The organism is Bradyrhizobium sp. SZCCHNPS1003, from assembly GCF_032381555.1.
Classification (GTDB): domain Bacteria; phylum Pseudomonadota; class Alphaproteobacteria; order Rhizobiales; family Xanthobacteraceae; genus Bradyrhizobium.
In genome coordinates this window covers 100,117-122,839 of record NZ_JAUHIU010000017.1, presented here as the reverse complement: position 1 = coordinate 122,839, position 22,723 = coordinate 100,117, and the positions used below count along the sequence as shown (strand labels likewise).

Genomic DNA, 22,723 nt, shown 5'->3' with positions numbered 1-22,723 from the left:
GCGGTTCGGCGAGACTGTCGCTCGAGACGGAGTCGGACGATGCAACGCTTGCGGCTGAAGGCAGATGGACGGATCGTGGAGCTGCGTGACGGCGAGGAGATTCCGCTGGCGCCCGCGGCTCCGCTCGAAGTGCGCGACCTCAGGCGGCGGGTGCAGCTGACCCAGCAGGAATTCGCCGCCAAGCTCGGCGTGCCCGTCGAGACCATCCGCAACTGGGAGCAGGGCAAGCGCATGCCGCGCGGCCCGGCGCGCGCGCTGCTCACCGTCATCGCGCACGCGCCCGAAACGGTGTTTGCCGCCTTAGCCAAGACTTAAGCCAAACACGGGTCGTGCGTTGGCAACGCCCAGCGTGTGCCTACATAATGTTGCACGCGCTCTGGAGTGCACGGCCATGCTGATGATCGAGGCCAATGGTGCCGGAATTCCCGCTTTGGGTCTCGGAACCTGGGAGCTGCGCGGCCGCACCTGCAGCCGCATCGTCGAGCAGGCGCTCACCCTCGGCTACCGGCACATCGACACCGCGCAGGTCTATGAGAACGAGCACGAGGTCGGCGAGGGCCTGCGCGCCTCCCGCGTCCGGCGCAACGAGGTGTTCCTGACAACCAAGGTGTGGACCACGCATTTCGCGCCGCACGACCTCGAGCGCTCGGCCAAGGAGAGCCTGGTCCGGCTGCGCGTCTCCGAGGTCGACCTGTTGCTGCTGCACTGGCCCAACCCGCACGTGCCGCTGGCCGAGACGCTCGGCGCGCTGGCGCATGCCAAGACGCTCGGGCTCGCACGCCACGTCGGCGTCTCCAATTTCACGGTTGCCTTGCTCGACGAGGCGGTGGCGGCATCGCCCGAGCCGCTGGTGTGCAACCAGGTCGAGTATCATCCCTATCTCGATCAGACCAAGGTCCGCGATGCCTGCGCGCGCCATGGCATCGCGCTTGTCGCCTACAGCCCGATCGCCAAGGGCAAGATCAAGAACGATCCGACCTTGACGCGGATCGGCCGCGCCCATGGCAAGAGCCCGGCGCAGATCTGCCTGCGCTGGCTGGTGCAGCAGAACGTGGTGGCGATCCCGCGCACCTCGAAGATCGAACGGCTGTCCGAGAACCTCGACGTGTTCGATTTCGAGCTGTCCGAGCAGGACATGGCGGACATCTTCGCGATGGGCAGTCCCGAAGGACGGATGACCAACTTCGCCTTTGCGCCGAAATGGGATTGAGGGCGGCGCCCGCGCCGCTATGCTAGACACCGACATGGCAGGCGCGGCCGGCGGGCCGGATGGCGGCTGGCGCTGCAATCCCTGCCAATGATCGGCGAGACCGCGCGCAGCCCAGGCAATCGGTCCGGCGTTCGGTCAGGCGCGGGCGCAAGTGAAGCAGCATGGAACGTTGGCAGTTCATCCGTTGGGGCATCGCCGCATCGGTGCTCGCGCATCTCCTGATCGCCGGTGGGGTCGTGGTCTCGACCACGGTACGTCCCTACGAGATTGCCAGGACTGACGAGGTTGCCGTCGACATCGTCGATGCCGACGACCCGCAGAAGACGCCGGAGCCGGTGCCGTCGCCATCGCCCGAGCTGACGCTGCCGCAGCCGGCGCCGAGCCCGTCGCCGGCGGCCGCCGCGCCGCCTCCGGCGCCTGAGCCGGCGCAGCCACCGGTGCAGGAGGCGAAGGAGATGCCGAAGCCGCCGTCTCCCTCACCGGCGCTGCCGCAGCCTTCGCCGATGCCGCCGTCCAAGGCCGTGAAGACGGCCGCCAAGGCGGAGGCGAAGTCGGCCGCCAAGCCTTTGCCGCCGCCTGTGCCGGCTCCGGCGCCGAGCTATGTACCGCCCGAGCCCGACATCACGGTGAAATACGGCGTCATGCTGGGCCTGCCGGAGCCGCTTTCGCCGCTGCCGCCGGCAATCGGCCCGGACGATGCCAAGGACGCCGGGCCGGCCGCGACGACCAACCTCGCGGCCAATCTGGAGACGGCGCTGCGTCAGCGGGTCAGGAGCTGCGCCCGTCTTTCGGCTTCGATGTCACCGTCCGACCGGGTCATGGTCAGGCTGCGCTTCGCAATGACGCCCGACGGGCGGCTGGCGACGGAGCCGGAGGTGAGGGAGGTGATCGCACCGCTGAAGGCTGCGCAGCTGAAGGAAAGCGCCGTCGAGGCATTGAACGCCTGCCAGCCTTATTCGATGCTGCCGCGGGATCGCTATGACGAGTGGAAGGTGATCGAGATGTCGTTCACGCCGCAGGACTTCACGCGCTGATCGTGTCGCGCGCGGGGGACGCAAATCGGAGCAAGTCGCTGTCGACGCGGCCGCCGCCGATCCTGTATGCGTCCCGGAAGGCAAGGCTCCCATGGCCGAGACGGCGCGGCCCATGCACGCCTGAACACGGAGACGGCTGGACATGACGCTGAAGCTGGTGATCGGCAACAAGAACTATTCCTCATGGTCGATGCGGCCGTGGCTGGCGCTGCGCGGCTGCGACATCGCCTTCGAGGAGATCGTGATCCCGCTCTACACCGACGATCCCGCCGACAAGGCGCACATCCTTAAGCATTCCCCGGCCGGCAAGGTGCCGATCCTGATCGATGGCGCGATCAGCGTGTGGGATTCGCTCGCGATCATCGAATATCTCGCAGAGCGTTTCCCGCAAGCGGGGCTGTGGCCCGCCGATGCCGCTGCCCGCGCCCACGCGCGATCGGTCTGCGCGGAGATGCACTCCGGCTTCCCGGCCTTGCGCAACGAATGCCCGATGAACCTGCACCGCGAGGTGCGGCCGGTGGAGCTGTCTGCCGATGCCAAGGCCAATATCGCCCGGATCGAGGACATCTGGCGCGACTGCCGTGCCCGCTACGGCAATGGCGGGCCGTTCCTGTTCGGCCGCTTCGGCGCGGCCGACGCCATGTTCGCGCCGGTGGTCACGCGCTTCCACAGCTTCGCCATTCCGGTCGCCGCCGAGACCCGCGCCTACATGGACACGATGATGGCGATGCCGGAGTTCGCGGCGTGGGTGAAGGACGGACTTGCAGAGAGCTGGATCATCGACCGGGTCGAGAAAGTCTGAACGGCGCCGCCTGTTCACGATATGGTCTGCGGTGGACGAGCGAGCCCCGACGCGCTCGTCCAGAAATACCGCCTACGGCGTCATCCCGTTGAAGACTCTCGCAATCTCCGTGTTTGCCATGTCGTGAGGTCGCTGGTCAGGGCGGGCGGCGGCGTGATATAAGCGCGATATTTATAAAGACACGCCGGCCCGGGCAGCGGGACAAGGGGCTCTTGCCGGCACGCGAGCAGGAGAGGGCGTTGAAACACAAGTTCCCCATTGGATCGACCGTCTATTTTACCGCGAGCAACGTCTCGCGTCCGGCCGCCACCGGCACCTACGAGATCATCCGCCAGCTTCCGACGGAAGACGACGACTGCCAGTATCGGATCAAAAGCTCGACGGAAGCCTTTGAGCGGGTTGCCAGAGAGAGCCAATTGGCCTTGTCTTGAGGATGACGTGCCGCGTCGGCGGAGGCGGCCGCCGGAGACGTAGCCGAAGCGAGAAGGGGAGTTGCCACGCGTTCGGGAGCCGTGGCGCGAGACGCTGACGATTGCTGCGCGATCCCTTTGGGGATAGCGGGTAGCTCCACACCATCCGGCGCCCGCAGGCGCATGGAATCGTCTTATTGTCGTGGTGGGGCCGCAATCGATCGGGTGATCATTTGAATTTGATGATCGTTTCACGGCCGTCCCATGTAGGGACGCCATCGGGCCCGCTCTCGCTGGCCCACGTCAGGAACAAGCGCGCATGAACTCGACCTGGCCTTCCTCGTTGGATCAGCTCTTGAACTCACCGGCGTTCCCGATGTGGCTCACCGTTGCCGCGGCGGGTTTCTTTGCACTGATCGTCCTGATTACCCTGCTCAGGGCCGAGAAATCGGTCGCCAACGGCGCGCTGACGGTGATCACGCTGCTGGCGGTCGGGATTGCGGTGGCGTCGATGATGCGGAGCCAGGATGCGAGCCCGCGCGGCGCCAATGGCGATCCTGCGGCGACCGCCTCCGTCAGCTTCTCGCCGCCCGCTCTGGCCTGCGTGGATGATCTCGCCGGCGACCTGGTGCTCGCGAATTGCGAGAAGAGCCTGTTCGGATCGGCCGAGATGACGGCCGCGGCCGTCAGTTATGCGGCGGGCATGCTGAGCCGGCTGTCCCAGGCGGGCGACGTCGCCAGCGCCAACAAGGTGATGACCGCCGAGCTGCTGGCGCTGCGCCGCGCCGTGGAGCGCGATCGTTATGGCCTGATGGCCTATGTGCTGCTGACGCGCGACCGCTGCACGCCGAGCGATTGCGTGATGTTCCGTGCCGTGGGCGATCGCCAGCAACTGATGAACAACATGGAAGGGCGGACCTATGAGGGGCTGGTGACGCGCTACGCCTCGCAGTGGAATGCGGCCCCGGGCCAGCCCGTCGCTGGAACCTTTGCGGGACTGGCGCCTCCAGGGCAGGCGCCGTCGGCGCCGAGCGGCAAGCCGACGACCGCGGAATTTCCCAGCTCGGCCAATACCCCGCCGGTCAGCATCATGAATCCCGAGCCGACGGCCTCGACGCGTTCGGTCGCACCGGCAGCCGCTGCGCCGAAGCCGCCGACGCAGCTTGCGCCGTCGCCGGCAGCGCCGCCGACCGTGGCTGCCAGCCACGCCCAGGCGCCGCCGGCGGCCAAGAAGGCCGCACCGAAGCCGAAGCCGGCTGCCGCGGCGCCTCAAGCGGCGCCTGACGCCGCCGAGCCGGCCGCCAACAACGAATAGATCCCGCTGGTCGAACCGCCATCATGCCTCTGCACCTGATCAAGCTCGCCGTCGGCTGCGAGTCCGTGAAAGAGCTGAAGGAGTGGATCGCCGAGCGCATGCTCGCGGCCAAGAAGAAGGGCCTGCCGCAGCAGCACGTCCATGTCACGCGGATGACGCCGAAACGGGTCGAGGACATCCTCGCCGGCGGCTCGCTGTACTGGGTGATCCGCGGTGAGGTCGCCGCCCGCGAGAAGATCGTCGGCATCGAGCCGTTCCGCGACGGCGACGGCATCGGGCGGTGCCGCATCATCATGCAGCCGAAGGTGATCGCGGTGTCGCCGCGGCCGATGCGTCCGTTCCAGGGGTGGCGCTATCTGACCACCGAGGATGCGCCGGCCGATCTCGGCAAGTCCAGTGCGGCGGGGGTCGAAGCCATGCCCGAGCCGCTGCGCCGCGAGCTGCGCGATCTCGGCCTGCTGTAGCCGCTCGACGAGTTGCCGGTGTTGCACGTGAGCATCTCACGCCGGGGCGGAAGTTCAGACTCGATCGCAAGGGCAGAGCGTACGCTCTACCCGGCGTCAGTTGCCGCTGCCTCTGCCCTTGCGGGCGAAGGAGCACTCGCGGTCTTGGCGAGCCGCTGATTTCCCGGCGGCTCAGCCGGCGATATTGTCGATCAGTCGCGTGGTTCCGATCTTGGCCGCGACCAGGATGCGTATCGGTCCTGACTCGTTCGGGGCGATGGGCGCCAGGGTCTCGGCGTGGCGGACCTCGAGATAGTCCAAGGCAAAGCCGGCTTCGGTGATCGCGGCGGCGCCGTCCCCAAGCGCCGCCTGCATGTCGTCGCCGGCGCGCAGCCGGGCCGCCAGCTCCTTCAGGACACGGTGCAGCGTCGGCGCCGCCCGCCGCTCGTCTGCAGTGAGGTAGACATTGCGCGACGACATCGCGAGCCCGTCGCGTTCGCGCACCGTACGGGATCCGACGACGCGGACGCCGAGATCGAGGTCGCGCGCCATCTGGGCGACGACGCGGAGCTGCTGATAGTCCTTCTCGCCGAAGATCGCGACGTCCGGCCGGCATTGCGTGAACAGCTTGGCGACCACGGTCGCGACCCCGCCGAAGAAATGCGGACGGAAGCGATCCTCCAGCCCGGCCAATGCCGCGCCTTCCGGCACGACCCGCGTCGCGAAGCCGTCCGGATACATCGCCTTCGCGTCGGGATGCCAGATCAGATCGACGCGCTCGGCCGCAAGTTTCGCAACATCCTCCTTCCAGGTCCGGGGGTAGGAACCGAAATCCTCCGTCGGCGCGAACTGAGTCGGGTTGACGAAGATCGAGACGACCACCTTGTCGGCGCGACGCTTCGCCAGCCGGACCAGCGAGATGTGGCCTTCATGCAGCGCGCCCATGGTCGGCACGAGCGCGATGCTGGCCTTTCTCGCGCGCAAGCTGTCGAGCTCGCGGCGGAGGGCGGAAACGGTGCGGGCGATGCGAGGGCTTCGTGACATTTTTGCTCGATCTCACAGCGAAAAATTGCGGTTGCTCTGTTCGGTCTTGACGCTCGGGCGACCGCCCTTAACAAGGACGCGACACGCCGCTCAGCATACTTGAATACGCCTGTTAGCACGTCTCCGCGTCCGATGCGGAGTTGGTAAACGCGCGCGTCAAGTAGTAGCGGAGGATGCGTCCCCCGTGGGATTCACGATGACGATGCATTTCACTTGACCGCAGACGACCGTGACTCGAAGATGATCGTAAGAGGTCGACAACATGCTGGTGCAGACTAGCCAAGGACAATCGGGCTCGGCCCACGTGGTTGTGCTTGGAAACGAGAAGGGCGGGTCGGGCAAGTCGACCACCGCCCTGCACATCGCCGTGGCACTCCTGAAGGCCGGCCAGCGCGTCGCCACGATCGATCTCGACTGTCGCCAGCAGAGCTTCACCCACTACATCAACAACCGCAGCGCCTGGGCGCGCCGCACCGGCCTGCGCCTCGAGCTGCCCACGCACTACTGCATCCAGCTCGGCCGGACGCTGCAGATCGACGAGAACGAGAACGCCGAGTTCCAGCAGTTCATGGAGGCCGTGAGCGCCGTCGAACGCTCGTTCGATTTCATCGTCATCGATACGCCCGGCAACGACAGCTACCTGATGCGCCTGGCGCATTCGATGGCGGATACGCTGGTCACGCCGATCAACGACAGCTTCCTCGACTTCGACGTGCTGGGAACGGTCGATCCGGCGACCTATGCCGTGACCGGCGAGAGCCACTATGCGGAGATGGTGCGTGACGTCCGGCGCAAGCGCCGCCAGGTGGACGGTGCGATGACCGACTGGATCGTGGTCCGCAACCGGCTGTCGATGCTCGGCTCCCGCAACAAGCAACTGGTCGCCGACGGCCTCAAGGACCTGTCGCTGCGGCTCGGCTTTCGCGCCATCGACGGCTTTGCCGAACGCGTCGTCTATCGCGAGTTCTTCCCGCGCGGACTGACCGCGCTCGACGACATCGACGAAGCGACCCTGGGCACCCGCCCCAATCTCGGCCACGTCACGGCCCGGGAGGAGGTCACCAGCCTGCTGCGGCAGCTCAAGCTGCCGCTGGACGAGCGCGGCCGCCGCCGCGCCGCGAACCGCGCCGAATGGTTCGCCCAGGTCGACAAGCCGCTCGACCTGCACGACATCATCAGCGCCTGAATACCGTCCGCAGTCCGGCGAAGCCGCGCCTGAGACATTGTGCGCGTTGAACGTGCGCCCGCCGCTTGGTTAACAATCCGCGTGACAGGGGGGACGGCGCGTTCAGCCTGCTTGGGGCAGACGAGGAAGATTTGTCTCAGGTCAACGCCGCGGCCGCCAACTTCGCTAGATTACCGTCAAATTCATGACTGATTTGAACCTGACGTTCAGGGCTCAAGTTACAGAGACGGGCGACGGAACCCGCTATGCTGCACAGCAACTAGGTGCGACGCACAACGAACGGGCGATCGATACACAACATTTGGTCTTCCTGTCACAGCGCCGTTACATATATTAAACAGAACGGGTCGCGAGAGTCTTACAGGTTCAAAACTACCTTTGATTGTGCTCCCGAGGGACGAACATGAAGCGTGGAATAACCGTTCTTGTGTCTGTCAGCGTGCTGGCGGCCGTCGGCTACTTCACCGCGAGCAAGTGGGCGATCCGGCACGAGACCATCAGGTTCTATGACGCCTCGCGCGACAACCGTCTGGTCGAAGTCGCCGTGGCCGTCCGCCGCGACAAGGAGATGCAGGCCGAAGCCGGCATGGTCAAGCTGCCGGTCGCGATCCTCAATCACGGCAACACCGTCAAGTTCACCGAGTACTCGTTCCTGGCCAACGTATTTGCTGCGCGCGGCTACGTGGCGGTCAGCATCCAGCACGACCTGCCGACCGATGCGCCGATGGTGACGAAGGTCGGCGAGCCCTATGTCGGCCGCCTGCCGCAGATCCAGCGCGGCGTCGCCAACATCCGGTTCGCCGTCGAGCAGATGCGCGAAGTGCAGCCGAACGCCGACTATGATCATCTGACGATGGTTGGTCATTCGATGGGCGGCGACATCTCGATGTATTTCGCCAAGCAGTATCCCGAAGACGTCCGGAAGGTCGTCACGCTCGACAACCTCCGCGTCCCGTTCGTCACCGACGGCAAGTTCAAGATCCTGTCGTTCCGTTCGAAGGACCCGCAATTCAAGACCGATCCCGGCGTGATCCCGAGCGACGACATCTGCGAGAAGGAAGGCATCACGGTCGTCAACACGGACTTCCAGCACAACGACATGCGCGACACCGGACCCGACGACGCCAAGTCGTCGATCCAGGCCATGCTGGACAAGTTCCTCGCCGACAGCGACAGCAGCAGCGACATCGGGCCGGTCAAGACCAAGACACCATTGCTCGATCCGGGTCCCGTCGCGCCTTATGCGCCGGTCGGCAAGACCGCGACGCCGGCCAAGCCGCTGACGCATTGAGCGCGCAAGCCGGGATGCGCGCCAGCCCCGCCTGACCCTTGTGCCGCCCACCACGACGGGCGGAATGAACGGCGTATGCGGCAGATGGGCCGCTGCCGTCATTGACGCTGTTCGTCCGGCTGCCCACATGATGCGCGTCCGAGCAAGGTGCGCGTATGGTCGATCGTCGTACGAAGCCAGGTTCTGCGCCGATGACCTCGGCCGACGATGGCTCGCGCCAGCAACGGTTGCCGGACGATGCGCGCTCCACGGCAGACGCCGTTGCGGCGTTTGTCGCGCAGGCCAAGGCCATGGCTCCTGCAGCTCAGGGAACCAGAGGTCGTCTCGTCTTTGCGCTTGATGCGACCCTGAGCCGCCAGCCGACCTGGGACATGGCCTGTGCCCTGCAGGCCGACATGTTTCGCGAGGCCGCCGCACTCGGCAGCCTGGATATCCGGTTGGTGTACTATCGGGGCTTCGATGAATGCCGCGCCACTGGCTGGATCTCCGACAGCGCTGAGCTCGCCCGACTGATGGGCAAGATCGATTGCCGCGGCGGCCAGACCCAGATCGGCAAGGTTCTTGCCGAGGCGCGACGCCATGCGACAGCGTCTGGAATCCGCGCCGTCGTGTTCGTTGGCGACGCGATGGAGGAGAATGTCGACGTGCTCTGCGCAAAGGCCGGCGAGCTCGGGCTGTTGAAGGTCCCGCTGTTCATGTTCCAGGAGGGCAATGAGCCCGCGGCCGAGCAGGCTTTTCGCGAGATGGCGCGGCTGTCGGGGGGAGCATGGTGCCGCTTCGATCCGGGCGCATCCGCGCAGTTGCGCGATCTTCTGCGCGCCGCCGCGGCCTATGCTGCCGGTGGTCGCGCGGCGCTGCTCCGGCTCGCCGGCTCCGAAGCGGGCGCGGCACGTCTGATCGGGCAGATGAAGTAGAGATCGATCTCGGCCGCCGCCAATATCAAGCCCGGCGCACCGGCTCGAGCCTGCCGGTCGCGTACGCAGCCGATCATGCTTTTTGTCTCGACACGCCCTATATTCGGATCATGACACTGATCGCTGGCGCCGTCGCCGTCATCACCCTTTATCTGTTGCTGCAGATGTTCCGGAACGCGAATCCGGCGGCGCTGGCGCGCGCGCTCAAGTTTGCCGGCGGCATCGGCTGCCTTGCGGTGGCAGCCTTCACCGGCCTCCGCGGCGAGCTGGTGGTGGCGATCCCGATCGGGCTGTTCGGGGCGGGATTGCTCGGCTGGTCACCGGGTGGGCTCGGCAACGTCGGCAGCATGTTCGGGCTGGGCGGGCAGCGCTCGTCCGGTCAGAACTCGCGGGTGCGCTCGCAATTCATCGAGATGGTGCTCGATCACGACAGCGGGCAGATGCAGGGCCGTTTCGTCGCCGGCGTCCATGCCGGCCGGTCGCTGGACGAGTTCGATCTGCCGCAGCTCGCCGCGATGACGCCGAGCCTCGATGCCGACAGCGTCGCTCTACTTGAAACTTATCTGGACCGCCGGTTTCCCGCTTGGCGTCAGCACGCGGAGCGCGATGCGGCAGGGCGGCAGGGACGCGCGGCGTCGAGCTCCAAAATGACGGAAGAGGAGGCCTATCAGATCCTTGGCCTGCAGCCGGGCGCGGGGCGAGACGAGATCGGTCGGGCCCACCGTGCGCTCATGAAGAAACTGCATCCCGACCAAGGGGGGTCGACGTACCTCGCCGCCCGGGTGAACGAGGCCAAGGATACTCTGCTTCGTACGCATCACGGCTAACTCCGGCAACGCCACCAACGCCACAACACCGAACCCGCTTTCAACGCAACTTTGTCGACGCCTGCGGCTCTCGCCCTTGCCAGGCACGATCGTTCGTCATGGTGAAAAAGTTCTAGCGGCAAATCCTTGACGAGTGGTTTGCGGCCGTGCGTCCCGATCATCGATCGCGTGGTCCGCAAACGAAAAGGCCCGCGCTGTGTCGCGCGGGCCTCATCGGAACAGGATCGGTGCCGACGTTAGTTGTGCACGGTCATGCAGGAGATGTCGGCGCGCTTCAGCTTCTTGCAGACGGCCTCGGCCTGATCACGATCGAGTCCTGCGAAGCGGGCGCGGATGAGGGTCTTGTCACCCTTCGCGACCGTCTCGGTGAAGGGATCGGCCTTGCTGAGGAGGCCTTGCGCCGAGCTGCGGGCCGCCTCGATCCGCTTCTGGGCCTCGGCCTCGTTGTCCAGCGCACCGACCTGGATGATCCAGCCGCTCCGCGTCACGGAAGGCTTGCTCGGAAGCTCCGCCGCAGCGCTCGCGGAGGCGATCTGCGTCGGTGCCGGCTGGGCCGGAGGCGCCGCATAGGCCATGGCCTGCGACGAGCCTGCCGGCAGGCTGGAGGCAGGCAGCACGCCGAGAATGCCGTTGCCGGTGCCATGGCCCGGCGGCTGCGGCGGCATGTCGGGACGGGAGGCCTCGGCGCGGGTGATCGGCGGCGCCGGCTCGATGGCCTCGACGCGCTGAGCGAAGGGCGCGGGAGCAGGGGCGGCCGGCTGCGGCGCGGCGGTCGCGAGCTTGACCGCGCCGGCCTTGACCTGGACCGTCCTGACCTTGACCGGCTTCATCGGCTCGGTCGAGCCGGGAACGATCGACATCGGCTGGCTCTGGATCACACCGGAGGTCATCGGCGCCGGCTCGACCTTGGCCTCTCGCGGTGCCGCCGGCGGCAGGGCCGCGGTGGCTTCCGAGAGGGTCGAGATGATCTTGGAGGCGCGGCTCGGGGCCGGCGTCTCCGGCGCCGCGGAGGCGAGCTGCACCGTGCCCTGGTTCGGATCGCCGCCGTCGGAGCCGCCGCGCTCGCCGATCGCCGCCACTGTGCGCCGGGTCGCGCCCTTGTCGAGGTTTTCGGCAAGCAGGTTGCGCATGATGGCGTCGCGCGAGCCGCCGCTGCGGCCGCCGAGCACGACGCCGACCAGGTGGCGGTTGCCGCGGCGCAGCGAGGTCACGATGTTGAAGCCGGAGGCGCGGGTATAGCCGGTCTTGATGCCGTCGATGCCCTCGACATTGCCGAGAAGATGATTGTGGTTGCGGATCGACTGGCCGCGATAATTGAACACCACCGTCGAGAAATAGCGATAGTAGCGCGGGAAGCGGTCTTGGATCGCGCGGCCCAGGATCGACTGGTCGCGCGCCGTCGTGATCTGCGCGTCGGCGGGGAGGCCGGAGGCGTTCACATAGGTGGTGCGGCCCATGCCGAGCGAGCGCGCCTTGCGCGTCATCATCTTGGCGAACTCGTCCTCGTCGCCGCCGATCGCCTCCGCGATGACCACGGCGGCGTCGTTGGCCGACCGCGTCACCAGGCCCTTGATCGCGTCCTCGACGCGGATCGTCTGACCGGGGCGCAGGCCGAGCTTGGTCGGCGACTGCTCGGAGGCGTGCTCGGACACCGGCATCTCGGTATCGAGCTTCATCTTGCCGGAATCGAGCCGCTCGAACAGCAAATAGAGCGTCATGATCTTGGTGAGCGAGGCGGGGTGCCGCGAGGCGTCGGGATTGGTCGCCGTCAGCGTCGCGCCGGAATTGCCGTCGACGACGATCGACGCGAACGCCGGGCTGTAGCTGCCCTCGTCATTATGGGGCGAGTGCCGCGCGTGATGCTGCCGATGGCGCCGACGCGCCTCCGCGCTGTCGACCGTGACCACTGCTGCCGTCGCAAGGGTGATCAGTCCGTAGACGCCGACTCGCAACAGGCGCGAGGAAGCCATTTGTTTGCGAAGCATGAAATCCCCGTCCAATTTCTGACGTGATCACCGGCTCGTAAGGCGAAATTGTGCCGAACGCCCCCGTAACCGTGCCTGTCGGACCTCCCGATCGCGCCATGACGCTGCCAAGCATCGAAGGGCTCGAACTGAGGTTTTGTTAAGACGCTGTTTTAGAACAGCTTTACGGTTCGGCCGACGCTGGCCGGGACCACCGGAGAGGTTAGGACGGTCGAGTTGCCAAAGGATTAAAGAAACCTTGCGCCGACGGTCGGTATTTCCGCCGAACTGGCCCGGGTTGGGGCGCCTGACGGTGCATCGAGACCGCAATGCCCGTGATGGTGCATTGCACAAGATTCTTGATTTTTTTGTGCGCTGCACTATATTATGGATGCGTCAGGGAGCCGGGGCTTCCCTGAGGGCGCTCAAAATCAGGGAAAGGAATGCCACATGTTTAAGGTTGAAGACTTTCAGAACTACGGCAAAGAGCAGTTCGAGACCGTCGTGAACTCTGCGACCACCGTGCAGAACGGGCTCCAAGCCATCGCCACCGCGTATGGCGACTACACCAAGAAGTCGTTCGAGGACACCAAGTCGTTCGTCGAGAAGCTCCAGGGCGTGAAGTCGCTCGACAAGGTGCTCGAGGTGCAGACCGAGTTCGCCAAATCGGCCTACGAGACCTTCGTCGCCGATTCGCAGAAGATCGCCGGGCTGTATTCGGATCTCGCCAAGCAGGCGTTCAAGCCGCTGGAAGGCATCGCCGCCAAGTTCACCCCGCCGGCCGCGCACTGACCGTTCGCGCCCTGTAGGGAGCACAAAGCCCGGCTTGCGCCGGGCTTTTTTGTTGGCTGAAGGCGGAGCGCTGTCGGTGCCCGGCGCTTCTGTTATTTGGCAACCCGCAGCTTCGACAATGCGGTGCCGATCGAGTTGAACGTGGTCACGATCTGGCTCGAACTCGTCAGCATGTAGAACTTGTCGGGACTGCTGGCGCAGTTCTGCAGCACGGCCGAGGTCGGATCGGCGGGCGAGCTCGTGTTCACCTGGATCGTGTAGATCGTGTACATCGCGTTGCCCTTCGAATCCTTGGTGTTCTTCAGGTTCGAGCAGAGCAGGGCCTGGCGCGCGTCGATCGGGTTGCCCGAGGCTTGCGACGAGCCGTTGCCGTACTCGGGCCAGCGGTCCTCGGTGTTCAGGCCGTCCGACAGCAGGATGACGACGCGATTATAGGTGGTGTTGACGTCCTCCGCCGGCGCGGCCAGCACGCCGTTCGGAATCAGCGACTGTACGGCCCAGGCAAGTCCGATCGCCTGATTGGTGCCGCCGGTGGGCTGCATGGCGTTGACGGCGCTCTTCAGCGAGCTCCAATTGTAGCTGAGCGGCACGATCTCCGCGAGCTTGGTCGAGGCCGTGCTGCTGCAGTACTGGGTGCTGTTCTCCATGTGCTGGTTGGCCGGGAACAGCGTCGTCACGTCGGAGGTCGCGGGCGACACGGCATTCGCGTCATTGGGCTGGGTGCGGTCGGCGACGCAGCCGGTCCAGGTGCTCTTGGTGTTGGCGATCCAGGTGTGCGTGAAGGTGTTGACCTTGCACACCGTGCTGGATCCGCTTCCCGTGCAACTGCACGTGTTGTTCGGAAGATTGCTGCCGCTGGTCGGGCAGCTGCAGTAGCTGCCGGTGCACCAGTTCACCCGCGTGCTGGTCTGCACGCTGTCCCAGCAGCCGTTGTAGTAGCTGTGCGAGGCGGAGTCGTAGCCCGGGCAGATGTACCCGTTGTAGGTCCCGCTCGACGGGATCTTGGAGGCGCTGGAGCTGCCGGTCGCCGGGCCGCTGGTGCAGGAGAAGTAGGGGAAGCCGTTGCCGGACTTGAACGGACAGGAAGATCCCGGTCCCACCATGTCCCATTGGGATTGCGTGAAACTGCCGTTCGGGATTGCGGCCTGATAGGAGCCATTGGCGGGCTGGATCGTGGGCGGATTCTGCCAGTCGGTCCAGTCGATCCAGTCCTTGGCGAAATTGCTGGCGCCGACGTTCACGACCTTGGCGAATGGAACGACCGAGATGTAGACGTCGCCCGGGGTCTTGGCGAGGGCGCTGAGCTGGTCGATCAGCCCGCCGCTGCCGGCCACGGCGTTCTGCAGCGCGGACATCTTGCCGCTGGACGCCATCGAGCCGGTATTGTCGAGCGCGAGCGCCACCCGCATCTTCACGTCGCCCCAGGTCGATGTCGTTTTGACGCCGAAGTCCATGGTCGGAAAGCCGGCGATCTTCATGAACTGGGTGACGATCTGACCGGAGGCCGACAATTGGATGTTGGAGGCCGATGAGCTGGTCGAGGAGGTATAGCTGGCCGTCACGGTGACGTTCTGCGCGTCCGTGCTGGTGTAGAGCGCCTTGAAATAGGCGCTTGCCTTGGTTCCGACGTCGGCTGCGCTGATGGTGCCCTGCGCCAGGTCGCGCGACAGCATCAGCGAGGTGGAGTCGAGCGCGGCCTGCATCGACGACCGCGCGGCGTTCAGCCGGCTGTAGTCGACGCCTGCGCCGACGAAGGCCAGGATAGGGACGAGCGAGATGGCGAACAGCACGGAGATGTTGCCACCGCGGTCGCAGGCGAACCGTCGGGCGGCGCGGCGGCAGAGTCGAATGAAGGAGACATCGGTCATGTCGCTCACCAATTATGGTTTTCTGCAGGTGTTTTCGGTTCGGCTTCGTCAAGGACGGGTAAATCGAAACCGCGAAACACCGGGCCAATGCCCGCAGCGTGGCGCCGCGCCCGCAACCGAGCTGGTTCCCTGTCAATGCCCGCTGAATGGGCTTTGTAAAATGCGGCCGGTTTGATTAACCTTGCACCTCATCGCCGGGGCAGGGAATCGGTCCTGCCGGAGCGTCGGTCCGTCCTGGGCCTGCGCTTGCGGCAAACCGGTCGCTGACCCATATTCCTGGCGTCGGTCCGACCGGACCGGTCGGCTGGGACAGGCGATCTGGAAAGCAGGACCGGGTGGCGGAAAGCGGCCCGGCAGGGGACAGGTCGGGGCAACCCTTATTGAGCAACCCTCCAAGTTGAGCGACCCTCCAAGGGAAACTCTTTATTGGGGGCCTCGCAGCCATATCTAACGCGTGCAAGATGTCGCAGCCAACTTCCAGATTGAACCGATCCGCGCCCAGGATGAGCAATAACGACAACAAGTCCGGTGGCACCGGTGGCCCGGCAACGTCCGTGATCACCAAGGTCAAGCCGAAGACCAAGCGCCCCAACCTCTACCGCGTCCTGATCCTGAACGACGATTACACGCCGATGGAGTTCGTCGTTCACGTCCTGGAGAAGTTCTTCAACAAGGACGTCGAGGCCGCGACCAAGATCATGCTCCACGTGCACCACCACGGCATCGGGGAGTGCGGCGTCTTCACCTACGAGATCGCCGAGACCAAGGTGACGCAGGTGATGGACTTCGCCCGCAAGCACCAGCATCCGTTGCAGTGTGTGATGGAGAAGAAATAGCCGGCTCCCTCCGCGAAGAGAGCCGCCGACGCGTGCAATAGCGAGCCAGAGGCCGGGGGCTCCGGCTGCTCGGGCGCGCCGGAGAAGTGGCGGTGGCGAATCGGAATCGCAAGTCGCCGCAGATGCAAATTGCTGCAGACGAGGTCGGCGCAATCCGGGCAGGTTTCACGTTTCGCCCGAAGAATTACGGCCGCTCCGGTCCCTATCTCTCCGCGCTGGACCGCCTGCGCCGTTCGGTTGTCGCAAGCCCGATTTGCCGCAATCGGAACGGGTTTTGCATTGACGATCCGGTGAACCCGTAATCGAGCGGCTCGGCCGGTCTTTTGTCGCACTCGGTTATAACTATATTTGACGAAGGTTGTTGTTGCCTGACCGGGCGGCGGCGATCATGATGGCAAGGGGCCACAGAGGACGCGCATGCCGACTTTTTCTCAAAGCCTTGAACAATCCCTGCATCGTGCGCTGGCGATCGCCAACGAGCGTCATCATCAATACGCGACACTGGAACACCTCCTTCTGTCCTTGATCGATGACTCCGATGCAGCGGCCGTGATGCGCGCATGCAGCGTCGACCTCGACAAGCTGCGCGGCAGTCTCGTGAACTACCTCGAAACCGAGTTCGAAAATCTGGTCACGGACGGCAGCGACGACGCCAAGCCGACCGCAGGTTTCCAGCGCGTGATCCAGCGCGCCGTGATCCACGTTCAGTCGTCGGGCCGCGAAGAGGTGACCGGCGCCAACGTGCTGATCGCGATCTTCGCCGAGCGTGAGAGCCACGCCGCGTATTTCCTGCAGGAGCAGGACATGACGCGTTACGACGCCGTCAACTACATCAGCCACGGCATCGCCAAGCGGCCCGGCGTGTCCGAGGCCCGCCCCGTGCGCGGCGTCGACGAAGAGACCGAGACCAAGGGCAGTGAGGACTCCAAGAAAAAGGGCGAGGCGCTGGAAACCTATTGCGTCAATCTCAACAAGAAAGCGCGGGACGGCAAGATCGATCCGGTGATCGGCCGCAACTCCGAGATCAACCGCGCCATCCAGGTGCTGTGCCGGCGCCAGAAGAACAACCCGCTGTTCGTCGGCGAAGCCGGCGTCGGCAAGACCGCGATCGCCGAAGGCCTGGCCAAGCGCATCGTCGACAGCGAAGTGCCCGAGGTGCTGGCGGCGGCGACCGTGTTCTCGCTCGACATGGGCACGTTGCTCGCGGGCACGCGCTATCGCGGCGACTTCGAGGAGCGCCTGAAGCAGGTCCTCAAGGAGCTCGAAGCGCATCCGAATGCGATCCTGTTCATCGACGAGATCCACACCGTGATCGGTGCGGGTGCGACGTCGGGCGGCGCCATGGATGCGTCCAACCTGCTCAAGCCGGCGCTGGCCTCGGGCTCGATCCGCTGCATGGGCTCGACGACCTACAAGGAGTATCGCCAGCACTTCGAGAAGGACCGCGCGCTGGTGCGCCGGTTCCAGAAGATCGACGTCAACGAGCCGTCAGTCGAAGATGCGATCGCGATCCTGAAAGGCCTGAAGCCGTATTTCGAGGACTATCACCGGCTGAAATACACCAACGAGGCCATCGAGGCCGCGGTGCAGCTGTCGTCGCGCTACATCCATGACCGCAAGCTGCCGGACAAGGCGATCGACGTGATCGACGAATCCGGCGCGGCGCAGATGCTGCTGGCCGAGAACAAGCGCAAGAAGACGATCGGCATCAAGGAGATCGAGACCACGATCGCCACGATGGCGCGGATCCCGCCGAAGAGCGTGTCGAAGGACGATGCCGAGGTGCTCAAACATCTCGAGCAGACCCTGAAGCGCGTGGTGTTCGGCCAGGACAAGGCGATCGATTCGCTGTCGGCCTCGATCAAGCTGGCCCGTGCTGGCCTGCGCGAGCCGGAGAAGCCGATCGGCTGCTATCTGTTCTCGGGTCCGACCGGCGTCGGCAAGACCGAGGTCGCCAAGCAGCTGGCGTCGACCCTGGGCGTCGAGCTGCTGCGCTTCGACATGTCGGAGTACATGGAGCGGCACACGGTGTCGCGCCTGATCGGCGCGCCTCCCGGCTATGTCGGCTTCGACCAGGGCGGCCTCTTGACCGACGGCGTCGACCAGCATCCGCATTGCGTGGTGCTGCTGGACGAGATCGAGAAGGCGCATCCGGATCTCTACAATGTGCTGCTGCAGATCATGGATCACGGCCGGCTCACCGACCACAATGGCAAGCAGGTCAACTTCCGCAACGTGATCCTGATCATGACCACGAATGCAGGCGCGGCCGACATGGCCAAGCAGGCGTTCGGCTTCCATCGCTCGAAGCGGGAAGGTGACGACCACGAGGCGATCAACCGGCAGTTCGCGCCGGAATTCCGCAACCGGCTCGACTCCATCGTCTCGTTCGCGCACCTCAACGTCGAGGTGATCGGCATGGTGGTCGAGAAGTTCGTGCTGCAGCTCGAGGCTCAGCTCGCCGACCGCGACGTCACGATCGAGCTGTCGGAGCCGGCCAAGGCTTGGCTGATCCAGCACGGCTATGACGAGCAGATGGGCGCACGGCCGATGGGCCGCGTGATCCAGGAGCACATCAAGAAGCCGCTGGCCGACGAGGTGCTGTTCGGCAAGCTGAAGGGCGGCGGGCATGTCCGTGTCGTCCTCGTCAAGGACGAATCCGGCGTCGAGGAGAAGATCGGCTTCGAGTTCGTCGAGGGCCCCGTCACGCCGAAGTCCGAAGTGCCGGCCGCGCGCAAGCGTAAGCCGAAGTCCGGCGGCGGCTCGAAGGGGCCGGCGCCGAAGGGACCGCTGGTCAAGGCGTAAGCCTGACGCTACGAGATGACTACGAAAGGCCGGCCATCGCGCCGGCCTTTTTCGTTGACGCGAGGTTCTTTGATGCGACGTCCGGCTCAGGCCGGCTTGACGAAGAAATACACCGTCAGGCCGCAGCCGACGGCGATGATGAAGCGGCGCACATGGGCCGGCGGGATGATCTGGCCAAGCCGCGCGCCGACGAAGCCGCCGACCATGGCAGCCCCCATCATCGTCAGCGTCTCCAGCCAATGCACGCGGCCTGAGAACGCAAAGATGGCGGAGGCCGTCATATTCATGAGCGCAGCGAGCAGCACCTTCATGCCGTTCATGGCGCGGATGTCGCGCATGCCGTAGAACACCAGGGCCGCCAGCATCAGGATGCCGATGCCGCCGCCGAAATAGCCGCCATAGATCGCGATCACGAACTGCACCGCCTGGATGGTCAGCGGCCCGAACCAGCGCGCGCCATCCTTCGGCGTAAAGCGCATGCCGAATGCGAACACGCTCGTGGCGAACAGCAACAGCCAGGGCACCAGCCGGCTGAAGGCGGCCGACGGTGTGACCAGGAGCAGCACGGCGCCGAGCGTGCCGCCGATCAGGCTGATGATCGACAGTCGCACGAGGTCGTGGCGCCAGGGCGCCTTTGCGTCGTTCAAGATCTCACGGGAGGCCCAAGCGCTGACGAACTGGCCGGGGCAGAGCGCGACGGTGCTGGAGGCGTTGGCGTCAATCGCGGGAATGCCGGCGGCGAGCAAGGTCGGGAAGGTCAGGAACGCGCCGCCGCCGGCCAGCGCATTGACGATGCCCGAGCCGAAGGCGGCGAGGGCGAGCAGGGCCAGCATCGTCCAGTCCGTTATCGCTGTCACTACTCGCCCTTCAGCCGCTGGCCGTCCTGGACGCGGACGCGCTCGGCGCCGCGGGCGCCGGCCGGCGACAGCCTGAGCATGCTCAGGAACGCGCCGACCAGCGCGAAACCGACCCCGGTCAAGAGCGACAGCCGCGTGCCGTCGGTCGAATCGATCGCGAGAAACATCGCGACCAGCGCCGCACCCGTGGTCTGGCCGAGCAGGCGCGCCGTGCCGAGCATGCCGCTGGCGCCGCCGGCGCGCTCGCGTGGCGCAGCGGCGATCATGGTGCGGTTGTTCGGCGTCTGGAACAGGCCGAAGCCGCAGCCGGCCAGCGCCATGCGCCAGACGATATCCCATGCCGACGGCTCGCGCGGCAGCAGGCCGAGCGCACCGAGCCCGCACGCGAAGATCACGAGACCGATGCCGCCGAGCAGCCCGGCTGGTACGCGCTCGACCAGCCGCCCCGCAATCGGCGCGGTCAGGCCGACCGCGATCGGCCACGGCGTGATCAGCAGGCCCATCTGCACCGGCGAATAGCCGAAATGGCTTTCGAGATAGAAGGGGATCGCGACGAAGGCGAGCATCTGTCCGCAGAACGACGAGATCGAGGTCGCGATCGACAGCGCGAACACTGGAATGCGCAGCAGGTCGAGCGGCAGCAGCGGCGAGGCCATATGGGTCTGGCGCCAGACCAGCCACACGCCGGCCGTGATGGCGACGACGAACTCGATCGCGCAGGTCACCAGCGCCTCGCCATGGCCGAGGCTGTCCACGGCGGCGATCAGGAAGCCGAAGGCGACCGCGCTCAGCGCCGCGCTCTGCCAATCGAACATGTGCGGCGCGCGCGGCGTATGCGGCAGGAAGCGGAAGCCGAAGACGAAGGTGACGATGCCGAGCGGCACGTTGATCGCGAACAGCCACGGCCAGTTGCCGACGGCGAGGATGCCGGCGGCGATGGTCGGACCGAGCGCGGCGGAGACCGCGACCACCATCGCATTGATGCCGATGCCGCGGCCGAGCAGAGCGTGCGGATAGGTGAAACGCACCAGCGCCGAGTTGACGCTGAGGATGCCGGCGGCGCCAAAGCCCTGCAGGATGCGCGCGAGCGTCAGCAGCAGCAGGCTGTCGGCCAGCGCACAGAAGGCGGAGGCAGCCGTGAACAGCACGAGGCCGGCGAGATAGACCCGCCGATAGCCGATGATCTCGCCGAGCGAGGCCAGCGGCAGCAGCGAGATCGTGACCGCGAGCTGATAGCCGTTGACGATCCAGATCGAAAAAGCAGGGCTCGCATTGAGGTCGCGGGCGATCGTCGGCAGCGCCACATTGGCGATCGCGCCGTCGATCACGGCCAGCACGATGCCGAGGGCGATCGTCACGATCGCCCAGGTGCGCTGCGGCAGCGGCAGTCCGTCGGCGTGCAGACCCGTGGTCGTCGGCGTCTTCATGCGGGCTCCGTCCGCAGCCGGGTCGCGGGCAATGGACGGGAACGGGCAACCGCGCCGCACAAGCCCCGTTCCACGCCGGCGGACCGCGCCGCCGCGTCACCGCCGTTTGGGGCGGGCCTGAATGGTCCTGAGATAATTGACCGCGGCTTCCGCCTCGGGCCGCTCGAACTGGAAGCTCGGCATGTCCTTGTGAATGGTCGACAGGCCGGTCTGCAGCCGCTGGGCAAAATCCTCGTCGTAGAGCTTGCTGTCACCGAAGGTCCTGAACGGGGGCGCGTCGGGGTGCCGGCTGGCGCCTGTGAGACCTACCGCATGGCATCGGCTGCAAAGGCTTTGCAAGAGCGCTTTTCCACGCTTCTGCTCGCTGTCCAGCGCATGGCTGGCGGTCGACGCGAACGCCAGCAGCAGGCAGGCGGACCCCATTCGTCGTCTCATGAACTCGTTCTCGCGTGTCTTGCGCCCGGCTACCAGCGGCCCTCGGCCTTGCTATAGGCATATAGGGCGATCAGCCCGATCGTCACCAGGGTCGAGCCGATCAGGACGATCCGGTCCCAGCGCAGCTGTGTCTCGTCGTCCCGCTGCAAGGTCAGCAGGGAGAACAGGGCCTTCATGGCAAAGCGGCGCATCGGATCGATCCCGGCAGCGGCCGCACATTCCGATGACGTGGGCCGGCCGCAGCTTAGCCTGCCCAATCGTTGCGCCGCCATGGCGAACATCTTGGGTCTGATGTCCGGCTTCCGGAGGGGCTCGGAAGCCGGATGGTCGAACTACCCAGCCTGTCCCATCACGACGTCTGCAACCGCCCGCGCGACTTTCGCGATCGTTGCGTTGCGATCCTCGGGAGACGCCTGTGAACCAGTCAGATAGGCCGTGACCAGAACCGGTTTGCGGCCCGGGGGCCAGAGAATGCCGACGTCGTTGGTCGTGCCGCGGTCCCCAGCGCCCGTCTTGTCGGCGACGCGCCAGTCACGCGGCACACCGGCGCGAAGCCGAGTGTCGCCGGTCTTGTTGGCGATCATCCAGTCCGTCAATCGCTGGCGCATATTCGTCGACAAGACCTCGCCAAGGAGCACGCGGCGCAGGTTCTGTAGCATGGCGGCCGGACTGGTCGTGTCGCGAGGGTCGTCGGCCAGCGCCTCGTTGAGCTCAACTTCCCAGCGGTCCAGGCGGCTGATCTCGTCGCCGATCGATCGGGCAAAACGCGTCAGACCCGCAGGACCGCCGATCTGCCGCAACAGGAGATTTCCCGCGGTGTTGTCGCTCTGGGTGAGCGCAGCTTCGCAGAGCTCGGCGAGTGTCATGCCGCGGCCGACGTGCTCCTTGGTCACCGGCGAATATGTTACGAGATCCTTCGCCTCGAACGGGGCGCGCGTGTCGAGATGCAGTTCGCCGGCGTCGACGCGCTTCAGGACAGCCGCGGAAGCCAGACACTTGAACGTGCTGCACATCGGAAAGCGCTCGGCCGAGCGCAGGCCCGCCTCGAACCCGCTTTCGGAGTCGAGGACGGCGATGCCGAGCCGTCCGAGGCTCTCGCGCTCGATGCGGGCGAGTTCCCCTTCCAGATGCGCCCTTCGGTCGGCCGCCGCCTTCGCTGCAGGTGATGGCAGCCCGCTCGCCGCAGCCGCTATCCCGAGGATTCCAAGACCCAGATGCCGTCTCGTCAGCATGTTCATTCTCCAGTGACTGCGCGAACCTGCC

At 65.8% G+C, this 22,723-nt stretch carries 22 protein-coding genes; 14 read left to right on the top strand and 8 right to left on the bottom strand.

Features of this window, described 5'->3' with window-relative positions:
• The first annotated feature begins 39 nt into the window (after positions 1-39).
• The 7 genes from QX126_RS26025 (at position 40) to QX126_RS25995 (ending at position 5,235) form a co-directional block, all read left to right on the top strand.
• On the top strand, positions 40-315 hold the full coding sequence (locus QX126_RS26025) for a helix-turn-helix domain-containing protein (RefSeq protein WP_315740344.1): 276 nt from the start codon (positions 40-42) through the stop codon (positions 313-315).
• 76 nt (positions 316-391) lie between these two features.
• Entirely contained in the window at positions 392-1,210 is an 819-nt protein-coding gene (locus tag QX126_RS26020) for an aldo/keto reductase (protein ID WP_315784574.1), read from the top strand.
• A 161-nt stretch (positions 1,211-1,371) separates the two neighbouring features.
• Positions 1,372-2,244, top strand: coding sequence for a hypothetical protein (locus QX126_RS26015; protein ID WP_315740342.1), 873 nt, complete (start codon positions 1,372-1,374; stop codon positions 2,242-2,244).
• A gap of 142 nt (positions 2,245-2,386) precedes the next feature.
• On the top strand, positions 2,387-3,046 hold the full coding sequence (locus QX126_RS26010; protein ID WP_315784573.1) for a glutathione S-transferase family protein: 660 nt from the start codon (positions 2,387-2,389) through the stop codon (positions 3,044-3,046).
• 239 nt (positions 3,047-3,285) lie between these two features.
• Positions 3,286-3,477: a hypothetical protein gene (locus tag QX126_RS26005; RefSeq protein WP_315740340.1), complete on the top strand. Its 192-nt coding sequence runs from the start codon at positions 3,286-3,288 to the stop codon at positions 3,475-3,477.
• 298 nt (positions 3,478-3,775) lie between these two features.
• Complete coding sequence (locus QX126_RS26000; protein ID WP_315784571.1) at positions 3,776-4,771, top strand: hypothetical protein; 996 nt, start codon at positions 3,776-3,778, stop codon at positions 4,769-4,771.
• Positions 4,772-4,794: 23 nt separating this feature from the next.
• Positions 4,795-5,235 carry a DUF1489 domain-containing protein gene (locus QX126_RS25995; RefSeq protein WP_315740338.1) on the top strand — a complete coding sequence of 147 codons (441 nt, stop codon included), beginning with the start codon at positions 4,795-4,797 and terminating at the stop codon, positions 5,233-5,235.
• Positions 5,236-5,406: 171 nt separating this feature from the next.
• Here QX126_RS25995 and panC read toward each other — a convergent pair whose 3' ends face one another.
• Positions 5,407-6,258, bottom strand: coding sequence for a pantoate--beta-alanine ligase (gene panC, locus QX126_RS25990; protein WP_315775251.1), 852 nt, complete (start codon positions 6,256-6,258; stop codon positions 5,407-5,409).
• A gap of 262 nt (positions 6,259-6,520) precedes the next feature.
• Between panC and QX126_RS25985 the strand changes: the two genes are divergently transcribed.
• From QX126_RS25985 to QX126_RS25970, 4 genes are all read left to right on the top strand, one after another.
• Positions 6,521-7,444 carry a division plane positioning ATPase MipZ gene (locus QX126_RS25985; protein WP_315740336.1) on the top strand — a complete coding sequence of 308 codons (924 nt, stop codon included), beginning with the start codon at positions 6,521-6,523 and terminating at the stop codon, positions 7,442-7,444.
• Between the two features lie 403 nt (positions 7,445-7,847).
• Positions 7,848-8,735 (top strand): alpha/beta fold hydrolase, encoded by an 888-nt coding sequence (locus QX126_RS25980; protein WP_315754484.1) that lies wholly within the window; start codon positions 7,848-7,850, stop codon positions 8,733-8,735.
• Positions 8,736-8,890: 155 nt separating this feature from the next.
• Positions 8,891-9,649: a VWA domain-containing protein gene (locus QX126_RS25975; RefSeq protein WP_409998060.1), complete on the top strand. Its 759-nt coding sequence runs from the start codon at positions 8,891-8,893 to the stop codon at positions 9,647-9,649.
• A gap of 110 nt (positions 9,650-9,759) precedes the next feature.
• Positions 9,760-10,476 (top strand): DnaJ domain-containing protein, encoded by a 717-nt coding sequence (locus QX126_RS25970; protein WP_315754567.1) that lies wholly within the window; start codon positions 9,760-9,762, stop codon positions 10,474-10,476.
• A gap of 236 nt (positions 10,477-10,712) precedes the next feature.
• Here the strand turns inward: QX126_RS25970 and QX126_RS25965 are convergent, their stop codons facing one another.
• Complete coding sequence (locus QX126_RS25965) at positions 10,713-12,461, bottom strand: D-alanyl-D-alanine carboxypeptidase (RefSeq protein WP_315784569.1); 1,749 nt, start codon at positions 12,459-12,461, stop codon at positions 10,713-10,715.
• A gap of 429 nt (positions 12,462-12,890) precedes the next feature.
• Between QX126_RS25965 and QX126_RS25960 the strand changes: the two genes are divergently transcribed.
• Positions 12,891-13,232, top strand: coding sequence for a phasin family protein (locus tag QX126_RS25960; protein WP_315718372.1), 342 nt, complete (start codon positions 12,891-12,893; stop codon positions 13,230-13,232).
• A 92-nt stretch (positions 13,233-13,324) separates the two neighbouring features.
• On the opposite strand, the gene QX126_RS25955 is transcribed toward QX126_RS25960, so the two are convergent.
• A complete protein-coding gene (locus QX126_RS25955) occupies positions 13,325-15,100 on the bottom strand; it encodes a pilus assembly protein (RefSeq protein WP_315784567.1) in 1,776 nt (591 codons plus the stop codon).
• A 503-nt stretch (positions 15,101-15,603) separates the two neighbouring features.
• Between QX126_RS25955 and clpS the strand changes: the two genes are divergently transcribed.
• Both clpS and clpA read left to right on the top strand, forming a co-directional pair.
• The gene (gene clpS / locus QX126_RS25950) at positions 15,604-15,936 is read left to right on the top strand and encodes an ATP-dependent Clp protease adapter ClpS (protein WP_006611275.1); all 333 of its coding nucleotides are present in this window, start codon (positions 15,604-15,606) and stop codon (positions 15,934-15,936) included.
• Positions 15,937-16,353: 417 nt separating this feature from the next.
• Complete coding sequence (gene clpA, locus QX126_RS25945) at positions 16,354-18,741, top strand: ATP-dependent Clp protease ATP-binding subunit ClpA (protein ID WP_315784564.1); 2,388 nt, start codon at positions 16,354-16,356, stop codon at positions 18,739-18,741.
• An 86-nt stretch (positions 18,742-18,827) separates the two neighbouring features.
• On the opposite strand, the gene QX126_RS25940 is transcribed toward clpA, so the two are convergent.
• From QX126_RS25940 to bla, 5 genes are all read right to left on the bottom strand, one after another.
• Positions 18,828-19,574 (bottom strand): sulfite exporter TauE/SafE family protein, encoded by a 747-nt coding sequence (locus QX126_RS25940; RefSeq protein ID WP_315784562.1) that lies wholly within the window; start codon positions 19,572-19,574, stop codon positions 18,828-18,830.
• A 23-nt stretch (positions 19,575-19,597) separates the two neighbouring features.
• Positions 19,598-21,025, bottom strand: coding sequence for an MFS transporter (locus tag QX126_RS25935; protein WP_315775248.1), 1,428 nt, complete (start codon positions 21,023-21,025; stop codon positions 19,598-19,600).
• 96 nt (positions 21,026-21,121) lie between these two features.
• Complete coding sequence (locus QX126_RS25930) at positions 21,122-21,448, bottom strand: cytochrome c (RefSeq protein ID WP_315740328.1); 327 nt, start codon at positions 21,446-21,448, stop codon at positions 21,122-21,124.
• A 41-nt stretch (positions 21,449-21,489) separates the two neighbouring features.
• A complete protein-coding gene (locus QX126_RS25925; protein ID WP_315718376.1) occupies positions 21,490-21,651 on the bottom strand; it encodes a hypothetical protein in 162 nt (53 codons plus the stop codon).
• Between the two features lie 141 nt (positions 21,652-21,792).
• The gene (gene bla / locus QX126_RS25920) at positions 21,793-22,692 is read right to left on the bottom strand and encodes a class A beta-lactamase (RefSeq protein WP_315784559.1); all 900 of its coding nucleotides are present in this window, start codon (positions 22,690-22,692) and stop codon (positions 21,793-21,795) included.
• Between the last annotated feature and the right edge of the window lie 31 nt (positions 22,693-22,723).

What these genes read in the sequence shown, in the direction of transcription:
- QX126_RS26025 (WP_315740344.1), top strand. Translation starts at nt 40, where the DNA reads ATGCAACGCTTGCGGCTGAAGGCAGATGGACGGATCGTGGAGCTGCGT.
- QX126_RS26020 (WP_315784574.1), top strand. Translation starts at nt 392, where the DNA reads ATGCTGATGATCGAGGCCAATGGTGCCGGAATTCCCGCTTTGGGTCTC.
- QX126_RS26015 (WP_315740342.1), top strand. Translation starts at nt 1,372, where the DNA reads ATGGAACGTTGGCAGTTCATCCGTTGGGGCATCGCCGCATCGGTGCTC.
- QX126_RS26010 (WP_315784573.1), top strand. Translation starts at nt 2,387, where the DNA reads ATGACGCTGAAGCTGGTGATCGGCAACAAGAACTATTCCTCATGGTCG.
- QX126_RS26000 (WP_315784571.1), top strand. Translation starts at nt 3,776, where the DNA reads ATGAACTCGACCTGGCCTTCCTCGTTGGATCAGCTCTTGAACTCACCG.
- QX126_RS25995 (WP_315740338.1), top strand. Translation starts at nt 4,795, where the DNA reads ATGCCTCTGCACCTGATCAAGCTCGCCGTCGGCTGCGAGTCCGTGAAA.
- panC (WP_315775251.1), bottom strand. Translation starts at nt 6,258, where the DNA reads ATGTCACGAAGCCCTCGCATCGCCCGCACCGTTTCCGCCCTCCGCCGC.
- QX126_RS25985 (WP_315740336.1), top strand. Translation starts at nt 6,521, where the DNA reads ATGCTGGTGCAGACTAGCCAAGGACAATCGGGCTCGGCCCACGTGGTT.
- QX126_RS25980 (WP_315754484.1), top strand. Translation starts at nt 7,848, where the DNA reads ATGAAGCGTGGAATAACCGTTCTTGTGTCTGTCAGCGTGCTGGCGGCC.
- QX126_RS25975 (WP_409998060.1), top strand. Translation starts at nt 8,891, where the DNA reads ATGGTCGATCGTCGTACGAAGCCAGGTTCTGCGCCGATGACCTCGGCC.
- QX126_RS25970 (WP_315754567.1), top strand. Translation starts at nt 9,760, where the DNA reads ATGACACTGATCGCTGGCGCCGTCGCCGTCATCACCCTTTATCTGTTG.
- QX126_RS25965 (WP_315784569.1), bottom strand. Translation starts at nt 12,461, where the DNA reads ATGCTTCGCAAACAAATGGCTTCCTCGCGCCTGTTGCGAGTCGGCGTC.
- QX126_RS25960 (WP_315718372.1), top strand. Translation starts at nt 12,891, where the DNA reads ATGTTTAAGGTTGAAGACTTTCAGAACTACGGCAAAGAGCAGTTCGAG.
- QX126_RS25955 (WP_315784567.1), bottom strand. Translation starts at nt 15,100, where the DNA reads ATGACCGATGTCTCCTTCATTCGACTCTGCCGCCGCGCCGCCCGACGG.
- clpS (WP_006611275.1), top strand. Translation starts at nt 15,604, where the DNA reads ATGAGCAATAACGACAACAAGTCCGGTGGCACCGGTGGCCCGGCAACG.
- clpA (WP_315784564.1), top strand. Translation starts at nt 16,354, where the DNA reads ATGCCGACTTTTTCTCAAAGCCTTGAACAATCCCTGCATCGTGCGCTG.
- QX126_RS25940 (WP_315784562.1), bottom strand. Translation starts at nt 19,574, where the DNA reads ATGCTGGCCCTGCTCGCCCTCGCCGCCTTCGGCTCGGGCATCGTCAAT.
- QX126_RS25935 (WP_315775248.1), bottom strand. Translation starts at nt 21,025, where the DNA reads ATGAAGACGCCGACGACCACGGGTCTGCACGCCGACGGACTGCCGCTG.
- QX126_RS25930 (WP_315740328.1), bottom strand. Translation starts at nt 21,448, where the DNA reads ATGGGGTCCGCCTGCCTGCTGCTGGCGTTCGCGTCGACCGCCAGCCAT.
- QX126_RS25925 (WP_315718376.1), bottom strand. Translation starts at nt 21,651, where the DNA reads ATGCGCCGCTTTGCCATGAAGGCCCTGTTCTCCCTGCTGACCTTGCAG.
- bla (WP_315784559.1), bottom strand. Translation starts at nt 22,692, where the DNA reads ATGCTGACGAGACGGCATCTGGGTCTTGGAATCCTCGGGATAGCGGCT.